14 protein-coding genes are annotated in these 12,584 nt (G+C 54.4%); 6 read left to right on the forward strand and 8 right to left on the reverse strand.

Annotated features, from left to right (window positions below; genetic code table 11):
- Positions 1-38 precede the first annotated feature (38 nt).
- The 5 genes from MUU51_RS20800 to MUU51_RS20820 all read right to left on the reverse strand — a co-directional run bounded on the left by MUU51_RS20800 (position 39) and on the right by MUU51_RS20820 (position 3,296).
- On the reverse strand, positions 39-272 hold the full coding sequence (locus MUU51_RS20800) for a hypothetical protein (RefSeq protein ID WP_258968513.1): 234 nt from the start codon (positions 270-272) through the stop codon (positions 39-41).
- A 174-nt stretch (positions 273-446) separates the two neighbouring features.
- Complete coding sequence (locus MUU51_RS20805; RefSeq protein ID WP_258968514.1) at positions 447-698, reverse strand: helix-turn-helix transcriptional regulator; 252 nt, start codon at positions 696-698, stop codon at positions 447-449.
- 47 nt (positions 699-745) lie between these two features.
- Entirely contained in the window at positions 746-1,171 is a 426-nt protein-coding gene (locus MUU51_RS20810; RefSeq protein WP_258968515.1) for a host cell division inhibitor Icd-like protein, read from the reverse strand.
- A gap of 108 nt (positions 1,172-1,279) precedes the next feature.
- Entirely contained in the window at positions 1,280-2,095 is an 816-nt protein-coding gene (locus MUU51_RS20815; protein WP_258968516.1) for a hypothetical protein, read from the reverse strand.
- Complete coding sequence (locus tag MUU51_RS20820; protein ID WP_258968517.1) at positions 2,085-3,296, reverse strand: tyrosine-type recombinase/integrase; 1,212 nt, start codon at positions 3,294-3,296, stop codon at positions 2,085-2,087. Before MUU51_RS20820 ends, MUU51_RS20815 begins: the two co-directional genes overlap by 11 nt.
- A 145-nt stretch (positions 3,297-3,441) precedes the next feature.
- Between MUU51_RS20820 and tesA the strand changes: the two genes are divergently transcribed.
- The 5 genes from tesA to MUU51_RS20845 all read left to right on the forward strand — a co-directional run bounded on the left by tesA (position 3,442) and on the right by MUU51_RS20845 (position 7,331).
- Complete coding sequence (gene tesA, locus MUU51_RS20825; protein ID WP_258968628.1) at positions 3,442-4,086, forward strand: multifunctional acyl-CoA thioesterase I/protease I/lysophospholipase L1; 645 nt, start codon at positions 3,442-3,444, stop codon at positions 4,084-4,086.
- Between the two features lie 28 nt (positions 4,087-4,114).
- Positions 4,115-4,885: an SDR family oxidoreductase gene (locus MUU51_RS20830; RefSeq protein ID WP_258968518.1), complete on the forward strand. Its 771-nt coding sequence runs from the start codon at positions 4,115-4,117 to the stop codon at positions 4,883-4,885.
- Positions 4,886-4,953: 68 nt separating this feature from the next.
- Positions 4,954-5,808 carry a co-chaperone YbbN gene (locus MUU51_RS20835; RefSeq protein WP_159772837.1) on the forward strand — a complete coding sequence of 285 codons (855 nt, stop codon included), beginning with the start codon at positions 4,954-4,956 and terminating at the stop codon, positions 5,806-5,808.
- 156 nt (positions 5,809-5,964) lie between these two features.
- Positions 5,965-6,882: an SPFH domain-containing protein gene (locus tag MUU51_RS20840; protein ID WP_159772835.1), complete on the forward strand. Its 918-nt coding sequence runs from the start codon at positions 5,965-5,967 to the stop codon at positions 6,880-6,882.
- Positions 6,879-7,331 (forward strand): NfeD family protein, encoded by a 453-nt coding sequence (locus MUU51_RS20845; RefSeq protein WP_159772833.1) that lies wholly within the window; start codon positions 6,879-6,881, stop codon positions 7,329-7,331. Before MUU51_RS20840 ends, MUU51_RS20845 begins: the two co-directional genes overlap by 4 nt.
- On the opposite strand, the gene cueR is transcribed toward MUU51_RS20845, so the two are convergent.
- Both cueR and MUU51_RS20855 read right to left on the reverse strand, forming a co-directional pair.
- The gene (gene cueR, locus MUU51_RS20850) at positions 7,328-7,735 is read right to left on the reverse strand and encodes a Cu(I)-responsive transcriptional regulator (protein ID WP_159772831.1); all 408 of its coding nucleotides are present in this window, start codon (positions 7,733-7,735) and stop codon (positions 7,328-7,330) included. The genes MUU51_RS20845 and cueR overlap by 4 nt on opposite strands.
- A gap of 32 nt (positions 7,736-7,767) precedes the next feature.
- On the reverse strand, positions 7,768-9,228 hold the full coding sequence (locus MUU51_RS20855; protein WP_258968519.1) for a TrkH family potassium uptake protein: 1,461 nt from the start codon (positions 9,226-9,228) through the stop codon (positions 7,768-7,770).
- Between the two features lie 240 nt (positions 9,229-9,468).
- Between MUU51_RS20855 and copA the strand changes: the two genes are divergently transcribed.
- Entirely contained in the window at positions 9,469-11,970 is a 2,502-nt protein-coding gene (gene copA, locus MUU51_RS20860; RefSeq protein WP_258968520.1) for a copper-exporting P-type ATPase CopA, read from the forward strand.
- Positions 11,971-11,985: 15 nt separating this feature from the next.
- Here copA and MUU51_RS20865 read toward each other — a convergent pair whose 3' ends face one another.
- On the reverse strand, positions 11,986-12,570 hold the full coding sequence (locus MUU51_RS20865) for an NUDIX hydrolase (protein ID WP_258968521.1): 585 nt from the start codon (positions 12,568-12,570) through the stop codon (positions 11,986-11,988).
- Positions 12,571-12,584: the final 14 nt, after the last annotated feature.

The following is a 12,584-nucleotide window of genomic DNA, read 5'->3' on the forward strand; positions in this document are numbered from 1 at the left end:
CAGCCCATCTGTGGCCGCTGGTGACTTTTTTGATACCGCTATTTTTGTGGCTCTAAATTCTCATGGTGTGGCAAGTTCACCACGGCGGTTTTGGCATCAGCCTTCAGCCACCGACAGCGCCGCCAGCCATGCCATCTCACACCGAAAATGGCTATAACATCACCAGCGACAAGCCCCACCATATTGCCGATGGCGACGGAGTCCGTAAGATGCAAGCTGAGAATATCCCTGCCGTACTTAATGGGGCAGTTCGTATCCACAATTTTCAGCATGATATTGTGTCCGTACTTTCCGAGCGTGACAGGCCTGAGTACGAGCGCTTTTATGGCGTATCGCGGGCGGTCAATCGGGGTTGGTGTGATCAGTGTTGACCGCATATCAATAATCCTCCCCGGCAATGGTTAATTCGGCCTTTCGGACTATAGATTGATTTGGACTATTGATGCTCATTGCGCCCCCTCCGCCACTGCATAGCCGTTAGCTTTGGTTGAGTCGATAAGCCACTGCTTAACTTCATCTTCACGCCATACGCTGATACGTGGCGACAATTTGGCGGGCACAGGGAAGGAACCTTTGCCCATCAGGGCGTAGATGACCTGCTCGCTGCGGAATACGATTGCTTTGACTTCATCTAAGCGGATCCAGTTGAATTTAGGGTTGAATGGTTGCGGGTTCCAGCACTGCGGGGACATAGCCATTATGCGATTCCTCCGTTCTGGATGACACCAGCGAAAGAAAGCACATATTAACGGCTGGCGGATTGACGGGCATCGCGTTCTGTTGCAGCGGTAATATGCAGCATGACAGGGCGAACTGATTTGAGGTTTGCACGCTCAACGGCGGCAAAAATGAAGGTTTTTAGGCGAGCGTGGACACAGACAGCCATGGTGGCGATCTCCTTTTGCAATGATTGTAAATCACCACAAATCGAGACCAATCGATTGGTGGTGAACTGGCAGCAGATTGGTCTTACCGGAGCAAAAGGAACCCGGCGCTTCTTACGAAGCTCCGCCACCAGCCCACCATTGAAGGCGTGCAGGATATTAGACAATAAAAAACACGCTGCGGCGCGTGTGTTATCGCCTTTTGCTTTATCCGGGAGACCAATCCCGACACCTGATTTTGCAGGTGCGGACGAATAATCTTTCAGTTTAGGTAAGGTTGTCAACATTAAATGTCCCTCATTAACTCTTTGTGTGTCAGTGAGGGAACTTTGCCGGGATGCTGAGAGCTTTTGTTTTACCGCTAACGGCAGCAAAATATAATTTGCTGAATTTAATCACTTTTTACGTGAATATTTCTTTTTTATAGGTATCAGTTTCATTATCGCGCTTTCGCTCATGCCGTCTAGCGTCTCAGCCTTTCCGGGCGGCGCGATATCCTTCAATTTATTGATAAACTCTACTTTCGTTGACCACTGACCACCTTCCCACTGTTTAACGAGCCATCTTTCAAGGGATTTTTTTTTGGTGTCTGGTTTAGCTGGATGGTGCCCGCCCTTCGCTTGGTTTTTAATTAGTCCACTTACTGCCCTTCCCTCGCTGAAAAACAAAATTTTGTTGAATGATGCAGATATTGAGCGGCGATTGTTTGAGGGGTGATATTCCCTTTTTTTATCTGGCACATACCTGAAATACATCTGTAACTCCGAAACAGGAACTTCATCACCTTTATCGTTTATCTTGATATTTCCGTCCTTATCAGCCTTCGCCTCAATGTTGTCAATCGCGCTATCAATAGTGCCACGCTGATAAACAAGGAAATCGGCGATAATTTCCCGCAGGCCATCAGCGGGAACGTCTCTAAGTTTTTCTTTTATGGCGCTATGTGATAAATCACACTCCTGATGCGACATATCGATCCAGAATTTAGAACTTGATGGATCTGGCTTGCCATAACGCCTTGACGTGCTTACGCGCGCATAGGCAAATTTATACGCCCTAGCATCACCCGCAGCGTTTTTTGCCAACTGCCATGCGGGAGAAAACCCCTCGATAGAATGTATCTCCGAAACTCTGGATAATTTTTCCTCCTCATCAGCGATTAGCTTTGCCTTCTCCCTCTCATGTATAGATAGTATTTTCTTAGTAACCATGTGAATCACCAGCGTTAACGGAAAGGGAGGTTGCTGCGCGATGCAGTTCGTCGATGTGATCGGCGTACCACTGAAGCATCTCGCGACGGTTGTCGAGGTATTGAGCGTGGTTGTACGTGCTGCGAATGGTGTTTTTGTCAGCGTGGGCTAGCTGCGCTTCAATCCATGCAGTGTTATATCCCTGCTCATGTAGGATCGTACTCATTGTGTGCCTGAATCCGTGCCCTGTAGCCTCATTTCCGTACCCGCAGCGATGTATCAAATTGCCAACAAGACCGGGGGACATCGCCCGCAGCGCATCGCGTTGGTTTGGAAATATCAATCCATGTGGGCCAGTTATAGACCGCATAAACTTCAGAATATCGATGGCCTGCCGGGAGAGCGGGACAATATGCGGCCTATCCCCCTTCATTCGTTCGGCTGGCATTCGCCACAGCGCCGCATCTAAATCGACCTCGTTCCACGCCCCTTCACGGGCTTCGGTTGGTCGCAAACCTGTGAGCATCAGGAGCCTGATTAATGATATGACTATCAGGCTTTCACCAGACGTCGTGAGAACATTCAGGAACGAGCCTATCTCTGAGGCGTCCAACGATGCGAAGTGGCCTTTTTTGTGGCGCTGTAGCGCACCGGTTAAGTCTCTGGCGGGGTTGTATTTGGCCTTACCCGTTATAACAGCAAACGCGAATACCTCCGAACATCTGGAGCGGGCATTGCTTGCTACAGTTTTCGAGCCTTTCGCCTCGATCTTCTTCAGAAGTTTGAGAACATCAGGCGGCTCAATCTTCGCAACGGAACGACCTCCGATAGACGGCAGAATATGGTTATCAAACAGACGTGTTATGTTTTTCGCATAGCTATCAGCCCACCGGGCTATTCTGGATTGATACCATTCGCCGTAAACGTCTCTGAACGAGGAGCCAGAGCGATTTGCTTCGATCTCTTTGGCTTTTTCATCTACAGGGCTAATACCCTGAGCCACTTTCGCGCGAGCGTTTGCCGCCTGAATGCGGGCAGTAGACAGGGTGACGTCTGGATAAACACCTATGGATAATTTTTGTTTTTTTCCGTTCAGGGTGTACCTGAAACGCCACAGCTTAGAGCCATTGGGCTTTATGAGAATTGCCAGACCTCCACCATCAGTGATCGTGTACTCGCGTTCTTTGGGGGTGGCGTTTTTTATGTGGGCATTGGTTAGCAAAGTATGTCCCTCGCATTTTACTTTTTTTCGAGGTTACTACGGAGGGACACTTTATTACACTGTTTTCGTGATACTCTCACAGAGTTAGCAGGAGTTTGTAAAAGCCAAAAAAGTCAGCAAGTAAGGGGGTCTAGCTGTGGTTGCAATCCGTTTTGAGAAGTTACTTAAATCTATCAAGTATGTTTTCCGCTGGCATGTGCCGTTCCTGTTTCTTTTGCTGTTAACCTGCCGCGCCGCATTTGCCGACACGCTGTTAATTCTGGGTGACAGTCTGAGTGCCGGGTATCGCATGGCGGCAACGGCCGCATGGCCCGCGCTCCTTAATGAAAAGTGGCAGCCGAAGACCGAGGTTGTCAACGCCAGTATCAGCGGTGACACATCGCAGCAGGGGCTGGCGCGCCTGCCAACGCTGCTCAAGCAGCACCAGCCGCGCTGGGTGTTGGTCGAACTGGGCGGTAACGATGGCCTGCGCGGGTTTCAGCCTCAACAAACCGAGCAAACCCTGCGAACGGTTATCGAACAAATTAAAGCCGCCAACGCCGAACCACTGTTGATGCAAATTCGTCTGCCTGCGAACTATGGCCGTCGGTATAATGAGGCCTTTAGCGCGATGTATCCGCAGCTTGCCAAAGAGTTCGATATTCCTCTGTTGCCATTTTTCATGGAAGAGGTCTATCTGAAACCGCAATGGATGCAGGATGATGGTATTCACCCCAATCGTGACGCGCAGCCGTTTATAGCGGACTGGATGGCGGCACGCCTGGCTCCCTTAGTTAAACACGACTCCTGAATATCAGGAGTTGTCTTCAGGTAAAGTTATGCAAAAAACGGTCTTAATAACAGGATGTTCCAGCGGAATTGGGCTGGAGAGTGCGCTTGAGCTGAAACGCCAGGGCTTTCGCGTACTGGCCGCGTGTCGCAAGCCGGAAGACGTGGCCCGCATGTCAGGTCAGGGGCTGACGGGAATTATTCTTGATTTGGATTCGCCCGACAGCGTGGACCGCGCCGCCGACGAAATCATCGCCCTGACCGATAATCGCCTGTTCGGCATTTTCAATAATGCCGGCTTCGGCGTGTACGGCCCGCTGAACACCCTGAGCCGTACGCAGCTGGAGCAGCAGTTTTCCACTAACTTCTTCGGCGCACATCAGTTGACCATGCGCCTGCTGCCCGCCATGGAGCCGCACGGCGAAGGGCGAATCGTGATGACGTCCTCGGTGATGGGCCTGATATCCACGCCCGGCCGTGGAGCGTATGCCGCCAGTAAATATGCTCTGGAAGCCTGGTCCGACGCACTACGCATGGAGCTGCGTCACAGCGGCATTAAAGTTAGCCTGATTGAACCCGGCCCGATCCGCACCCGCTTCACTGAAAACGTCAACCAGACCCAGGCTGATAAACCTGTCGAAAACCCGGGTATCGCCGCCCGTTTTACCCTCGGGCCAGAGGCGGTGGTGGAAAAAGTGCGCCATGCTTTCACCAGCGAGAAACCGAAAATGCGCTATCCGGTGACCCTGGTGACGCACGCAGTCATGCTGCTCAAGCGCGTACTGCCGGGCCGAATGATGGACAAAATTTTGCAGGGCTGAGTTGAAGCACCGTCCTCCGCCCCCATCTCAATAAGATATCGACTCATATCGAATAAAGAGAATGACTTATGTCTGCACAGTATATCGTTAACATTACCGAAGCTAACCTGCACCAGACCCTGGAGCAGTCCGCCACCGTTCCCGTCCTGTTCTACTTCTGGTCTCCGCGTAGCCAGCACTGCGAGCAGTTAACCCCGGTGCTGGAAAGCCTCGCTAACCAGTACAACGGTCAGTTCATTCTGGCGAAGCTCGACTGTGACGCCGAGCAGATGATTGCCTCCCAGTTTGGCCTGCGCGCCATTCCGACCGTGTATCTTTTCCAGAATGGCCAGCCTGTCGACGGTTTCCAGGGCCCGCAGCCGGAGGACGTTATCCGTACGCTGCTCGATAAATTCCTGCCACGTGAAGAAGAGCTGAAAGCCCAGCAGGCGATGCTGCTGATGCAGGAAGGCAATCACGCCGACGCGCTGCCGCTACTGAAAGACGCGTGGCAGCTGTCGAATCAGGACAGCCAGATAGGTCTGCTGTTGGCGGAAACACAGATTGCGCTAAACCGTTCAGAAGAGGCAGAAGCAACGCTGAAAACCGTGCCAATGCAGGATCAGGACACCCGCTATCAGGGCCTGGTGGCGCAAATTGAGCTGCTGAAACAGGCGGCCGACACCCCGGAAATCCAGCAACTGCAGCAGCAGGCGGCGGAACATCCGGAAGACGCGGCTCTCGCGTCACAGCTGGCGCTGCAGCTGCATCAGGTTGGGCGCAATGAAGAAGCGCTGGAACTGCTGTTCAGCCATCTGAAGAAAGACCTGGGCGCGGCGGATGGTCAGGCGCGCAAGATGCTGCAGGAAATCCTTGCGGCGCTCGGTACCGGCGATGCGCTGGCGTCGAAATACCGTCGCCTGCTGTACTCCCTGCTGTACTGATATTCCCTCTCCCCGGCGGCGTCCTGTCGCTGGGGCATTATGTACGCTTTCAACACAGAAGAACGTTACCGCAGCCTACTGAATAAAAGTTATACTTCCTGTATCAGCCCTGACATGTAAGTCCCAGGGTTACCCAGCAAAAACAGGAGGTTTTTAATGCTCATCTTTATTCCCGTCTTGATCTTTGTGGCGTTGGTGATTGTCGGCGCAGGCGTCAAGATCGTTCCTCAGGGTTATCAATGGACAGTCGAGCGCTTTGGCCGCTATACCAATACCCTGAATCCAGGTTTAAGTCTGGTGGTACCCTTCATGGACCGTATTGGCCGTAAAATCAATATGATGGAACAGGTGCTGGACATCCCATCCCAGGAAGTTATTTCCAAGGATAACGCCAATGTTTCCATTGATGCGGTTTGTTTTATTCAGGTAATTGATGCCCCGAAAGCGGCGTATGAAGTCAGCAACCTGGAACTGGCTATCATCAACCTGACGATGACCAATATCCGTACCGTGCTGGGCTCGATGGAGCTGGACGAAATGCTCTCCCAGCGTGACAACATCAACACCCGCCTACTGCATATCGTCGATGAAGCTACCAACCCCTGGGGCATCAAAATCACCCGTATCGAAATTCGCGACGTGCGCCCACCGGCTGAACTTATCGACGCTATGAATGCGCAGATGAAAGCCGAACGAACCAAACGTGCGTACATCCTGGAAGCCGAAGGGATCCGTCAGGCGCAGATCGTCAAAGCCGAAGGTGAGAAGCAGTCGAAAATTCTCAAAGCGGAAGGTGAACGTCAGTCAACGTTCCTGCAGGCGGAAGCGCGTGAGCGTTCAGCCGAAGCGGAAGCCCGCGCCACGCAAATGGTATCCGAAGCCATTGCCGCCGGGGATATTCAGGCCGTGAACTACTTCATCGCGCAGAAATATACTGATGCGTTACAGCAGATTGGCTCAGCGAATAACAGCAAAGTGGTAATGATGCCGCTGGATGCCAGCAGCCTGATGGGCTCGATTGCCGGGATTGCTGAACTGGTCAAAGACAGTGCCGGTGAGCGGAAAAAGCCATGATTGACGCCCTTCTCATCCACCCGCACATTTTCTGGCTGAGCCTCGGCGGCGTGCTGCTGGCGGCAGAAATGCTAGGCGGGAATGGCTATCTGCTGTGGAGCGGCGTGGCGGCGATTGTCACCGGCCTGCTGGTCTGGCTGCTGCCGTTTGGCTGGGAGTGGCAAGGGGTGGTGTTTGCGGTGCTGACGCTGCTCGCCGCCTGGCTGTGGTGGCGTTGGCTGTCGAATCGTGTTCGTCAACAGCCGCGCGCCGACAGCCAGCTCAATCAGCGCGGTCAGCAGCTGGTCGGTAAAATCTTCACGCTGGATACGACACTCATCAATGGTCGTGGTCATATGCGCGTCGGCGACAGCTCATGGCCGGTTCTTGCCGAGGACGATCTTCCGGCAGGCACCCGCGTAGAAGTGTTCGCCGTGGAAGGCATTACCTTAAAGGTGCGCCCACACTAGCTACTTTTGCGATGACAGCAGCCGGACAGATTATCAATAATCGGGCAGTCGGCGCTGTCATCTCCTGGACAGGCATCCGCCAGCGCCAGCAGCTGTTCCCGCATACTCTGCAATTCCGTGATGTGCTTTTCGATATCGGCTACTTTCTGCAACGTCCGCGCCTTCACATCAGCGCTGTGACGCCCCGGATCGTTGAACAGATCCACCAGCTCGCCACACTCTTCCAGGTTGAACCCCACCTGACGCGCCTGACGCAGCAGCGTCAGCTCATCCAGATGTTTTTGCGTGTAGCTGCGGTAGCCGTTATCGCTGCGCAACGGCGGGGTGACTAGGCCCTTCTCTTCGTAAAAACGAATCGCTTTGCTGGTTAAACCGGTTCTTTTCGCCACGTCGCTGATATTCACGCCTGCCTCCACTCATAAGTTGTGGGAATAGCTTAACTGCGCCAGAAGGTCCTCGACAAGAGGATCAACACCGGATAAATCTCCAGACGGCCCAGCAGCATCGCCCCGCACAACAGATATTTGGCGGTATTGTCGAGCGTACCGAAGCCCGTCGCGGTCGCGCCAAATCCCAGGCCCATATTATTGATGCAGGCGGCGACGGAGGCAAACGATGTGAGCAGATCGTAGCCCAAGAGATTCAGCGCCCAAATGAATGAACAGGTGCAGAAAATGTATAAAAAGAAGAAACTCCAGACCGATCGCATCACCCTGTCGTTAATCACCGTGTTGCCCACGCGCACGCTCATGATGGCGCGCGGATGTGCCAACTGGTGCACTTCGTGGCGGCTCTGGCGGAACAGGATCAGGAATCGCAGCGCCTTAATCCCGCCACAGGTTGACCCCACACAGCCGCCGAAGAAGCTCGCCGACAACAGTAAAACCACCACGTGCGTGGGCCACGAAGCGTAATCCGCCGTCGCCAGCCCATTATCAGTAATCATTGAGCTGACGAGGAAGAAGGAGTGCACGAACGACGCAGGCAGCGCGTACATTCCTGCCCGCCAGACTTCGAAGGTAATTATCGCGACCACCAACATCACCACGCAGAGGAAAAAGCGCAGCTCGCTGTTGCGGCGAAAAGGCTTAAGACTGCGGCGCGAAAGTGCGACGAAATAAAGGGTAAAGTTCACCGCCGACAGCAGCGAAAACCCGCCCGCCACCAGTTCGATGGCGTAGCTGTTGTAGTAGCCAATACTCTCGCTTTGGGTGGAAAAACCGCCCAGTGAAACGGTCGATAAACCGTGGCACAGCGCATCGAAAAACGGCATTCCGGCAAGGTAAAACGCCAGCGTGCAGGTCATGCCCAGCAGCATGTAGGTGAACCACAGGCTTTTGGAGGTGTCCGCCAGACGCGGCGTCAGGCGCTCTTCTTTAAACGGACCCGGCATTTCTGACTGATACAGCTTCATGCCCCCGATACCCAGCAGCGGCAACACCGCAACCGCCAGGACGATAACGCCTAACCCGCCAATAAAGTTCAACTGTGAACGGTAATAGAGAATCGAACGCGGCAGATGCGTCACGTCACTGAAAATCGATGCCCCGGTGGTGGTTATCCCGGACACGCCCTCAAAAATCGCGTCGGCCAGGGAAATATTAAGCGAATCATCCAGCCACAGCGGCATCGCGCTTATCAGCGAAAACAATAACCAGAACAGAACGATGATGATAAATCCGTCACGGGTTTCGAGCTGGATTTTCGACTGGCGCGTTAGCCCCCAGCCAATCAGCCCGGCGGGGAAGAAAATGGCAAACGTCGACAGAAACGCAAACAGGCTACGCTCCTTATCCACCAGTGCCAGTAGCATGGGCGGAAGCATCGTCAGGCTATACAGCACAACGAGGAAAGCGCAGAGATGGATAACCACTTTAATGCGTGTCGAAATATACATACCAGTGAGAGGACTTAGATTGATCAAGTTGTCGGCAGTATAAGTGATTTGCACAGCAGCATTTTGTTTTACTGGGGTAAATCAGAGATACCCTGTGATTTGACCGGGAATTTATCGTTAACGACGCCTTTTGTAAATCACCCTTGACCTTCCCCTTGATGGAAGGTTTAAGCTTTATCACAGTGATAGAAAGAAACAGTGTCGACGCGGTTTGTCGGCTAATCCATCAGGAGAATGAATATGTCTCAAATTATTGATCTTACGCTGGACGGCCTCACCTGCGGCCACTGCGTCAAACGCGTTAAAGAAGCTCTGGAGCAACGTCCGGACGTCTCTCAGGCAGACGTGACAACCACTGAAGCGCATGTCACCGGTAGTGCCAGTGCGGAACAGTTAATCGATACCATTAAACAGGCCGGATACGGGGCGGAGCTTAGCCACCCAAAGGCTAACCCGCTGACAGAGTCATCAATCCCGTCGGAAGCACTGACAGCGGTCCCTTCAGCGCTTCCGGCAGCCGATGACCTTGATGACAGCCAACAGCTGCTGATCAACGGCATGAGCTGCGCCAGTTGTGTCTCCCGGGTTCAGAACGCGCTTGCTGCCGTTCCGGGCGTCACCCAGGCACGGGTCAATCTGGCGGAACGCACGGCGCTGATAATGGGCAGTGCGGCCGCCACCGATTTAGTGCAGGCGGTGGAAAAAGCGGGCTACGGTGCAGAAGCGATTGAAGATGATGTGAAGCGTCGCGAGCGTCAGCAGGAAACCGCCGTCGCCACCATGAAACGCTTCCGCTGGCAGGCGATTGTCGCGCTGCTGGTCGGTGTTCCGGTGATGGTCTGGGGAATGTTCGGCGACAATATGATGGTCACCGACGCCAATCGATCCCTGTGGCTGATGATTGGTCTGGTGACGCTCGGCGTGATGGTCTTTGCCGGGGGCCACTTCTACACCAGCGCATGGAAAAGCCTCAAGAATCGCACCGCGACCATGGATACGCTGGTCGCCCTCGGTACGGGCGTGGCCTGGCTCTATTCGATGAGCGTGAACTTGTGGCCGCAGTGGTTCCCGATGGAGGCCCGGCATCTTTATTATGAAGCCAGCGCGATGATCATCGGTCTGATTAACCTCGGCCATATGCTCGAAGCTCGTGCTCGCCAGCGTTCCTCTAAAGCGCTGGAAAAACTGCTCGATCTGACCCCGCCGACCGCACGCGTCGTAACGGAAGAGGGTGAGATATCAGTGCCGCTGGCAGACGTACAGCCGGGCATGACGCTGCGTCTGGCCACCGGCGACCGCGTTCCGGTTGATGGTGACATCACTCAGGGTGAAGCGTGGTTTGACGAAGCGATGCTGACCGGCGAACCGGTTCCACAGCAAAAAAGTGACGGCGACAACATTCACGCCGGGACGGTAGTGCAGGATGGGAGCGTACTGTTCCGTGCCAGTGCGGTCGGCAGCCACACCACGCTATCGCGCATTATTCGCATGGTACGCCAGGCCCAAAGCAGCAAACCGGAAATCGGCCAGCTGGCTGACCGCATCTCCGCCGTGTTTGTCCCGACGGTGGTCGCCATTGCGTTACTGAGCGCCGCCATCTGGTATTTCTTCGGCCCGGCGCCGCAGATTGTCTACACCCTGGTGATTGCCACCACGGTGCTGATCATCGCCTGTCCGTGTGCATTGGGGCTGGCAACGCCGATGTCGATTATCGCCGGGGTTGGCCGCGCGGCTGAATATGGCGTACTGGTGCGTGACGCCGATGCGCTGCAGCGAGCAAGCGAGCTGGATACACTGGTGTTCGATAAAACCGGCACCCTGACCGAAGGCAAACCGCAGGTCGTGGCAGTGAAAACCTACGGTGATATTAATGAAGCGCAGGCCCTACGCCTTGCCGCCGCACTTGAACAAGGATCCAGCCACCCGCTGGCTCACGCCATTATTGAAAAAGCCGGTGAAACACAACTGCCACAGATTTCCACGTTCCGTACCCTGCGGGGTCTGGGTGTGAGTGGCGAGGCCGAAGGCCACGCATTGCTGCTGGGGAATCAGGCCCTGCTAAATGAGCAGCAGATTGCTACATCAGATATTGATCCAGAGCTTGAAGCGCAGGCAGCCAAAGGGGCGACGCCGGTACTTCTGGCAGTCGACGGCAAAGTCGCGGCGCTGTTTGCCATTCGTGACCCGCTGCGGGCTGGCAGCGTTGCTGCCCTGAAAAGACTGCACCAGGAAGGCTATCGCCTGGTGATGCTGACGGGCGATAACCCGATTACCGCCCGGGCGATTGCCAAAGAAGCGGGTATCGATGAGGTAATGGCCGGCGTATTACCGGATGGCAAAGCCGAAGCGATTAAAAAATTGCAGGCTGAGGGCCGGAAAGTCGCGATGGTCGGCGACGGTATCAACGACGCCCCGGCGTTGGCGCAAGCGGAAGTGGGTATCGCGATGGGCGGCGGCAGCGACGTTGCCATAGAAACCGCAGCCATCACCCTGATGCGCCATAGCCTGGTCGGCGTGGCGGATGCGCTGGCTATCTCAAAAGCGACGCTGCGTAACATGAAGCAGAACCTGCTGGGGGCATTTATTTACAACTCGCTCGGCATTCCGATTGCCGCCGGGATCCTCTGGCCACTGACCGGTACGCTACTCAACCCGGTGGTCGCGGGGGCGGCGATGGCGCTGTCGTCCATCACCGTGGTCAGTAACGCTAACCGCCTGCTGCGGTTTAAACCGAAAGCGTAACGCCTCATCTGGCCCTTAATTCAGGACGTTAAGGGCCAGATACTGCAGCAACATGATCGTTTTGCCATCCTGAATTTCCCCGCTGCGCACCGCTGCCAGCGCCTTCTCTAGCGACCATTCCAGCACTTCGATATCTTCGCCTTCGGCTTCAATACCCCCGCCCTGCCCGCTTCGGTCCTGTTCGCGATATTCAGCGATAAAGAAATAGAGTTTTTCGGTCACCGAGCCCGGGCTCATGAAGGCCTCAAAGATTTTCTCCGGCTCGGCAATCTGAAAGCCCGTTTCTTCCTGCGCTTCGGCGATGATGCGCTGCTCCGGCGAGGCGTTATCAAGCAAACCCGCAGCTGCCTCAATCAGATAACCATTTTGATCATGCAGATACACCGGCAGGCGGAACTGGCGCGTCAGCACCACCGTTTTTTTATCGCGATTGTAGAGCAAAATAGTGGCGCCGTGGCCCCGGTCATAGGCTTCGCGGCTTTGCTGCTGCCATGTCCCGTCCTGACGGCGTAGTTCGAAGGTGTATTTTTTGAGGGTATACCAGTTGTCCGATAACAGTTGGGTTTCAAGGTAACGTACGTGATCGTTCGCTTTTTGCATGTTTTTCTCTCCGG

This window comes from Scandinavium manionii, assembly GCF_024764775.1.
GTDB classification, from domain to species: Bacteria; Pseudomonadota; Gammaproteobacteria; order Enterobacterales; family Enterobacteriaceae; genus Scandinavium; species Scandinavium manionii.

Coding starts and splice junctions, on each gene's coding strand:
- MUU51_RS20800 (WP_258968513.1), bottom strand. CDS start 272: ATGCTGAAAATTGTGGATACGAACTGCCCCATTAAGTACGGCAGGGAT.
- MUU51_RS20805 (WP_258968514.1), bottom strand. CDS start 698: ATGGCTATGTCCCCGCAGTGCTGGAACCCGCAACCATTCAACCCTAAA.
- MUU51_RS20810 (WP_258968515.1), bottom strand. CDS start 1,171: ATGTTGACAACCTTACCTAAACTGAAAGATTATTCGTCCGCACCTGCA.
- MUU51_RS20815 (WP_258968516.1), bottom strand. CDS start 2,095: ATGGTTACTAAGAAAATACTATCTATACATGAGAGGGAGAAGGCAAAG.
- MUU51_RS20830 (WP_258968518.1), top strand. CDS start 4,115: ATGCAAAAAACGGTCTTAATAACAGGATGTTCCAGCGGAATTGGGCTG.
- MUU51_RS20835 (WP_159772837.1), top strand. CDS start 4,954: ATGTCTGCACAGTATATCGTTAACATTACCGAAGCTAACCTGCACCAG.
- MUU51_RS20840 (WP_159772835.1), top strand. CDS start 5,965: ATGCTCATCTTTATTCCCGTCTTGATCTTTGTGGCGTTGGTGATTGTC.
- MUU51_RS20845 (WP_159772833.1), top strand. CDS start 6,879: ATGATTGACGCCCTTCTCATCCACCCGCACATTTTCTGGCTGAGCCTC.
- MUU51_RS20855 (WP_258968519.1), bottom strand. CDS start 9,228: ATGTATATTTCGACACGCATTAAAGTGGTTATCCATCTCTGCGCTTTC.
- copA (WP_258968520.1), top strand. CDS start 9,469: ATGTCTCAAATTATTGATCTTACGCTGGACGGCCTCACCTGCGGCCAC.
- MUU51_RS20865 (WP_258968521.1), bottom strand. CDS start 12,570: ATGCAAAAAGCGAACGATCACGTACGTTACCTTGAAACCCAACTGTTA.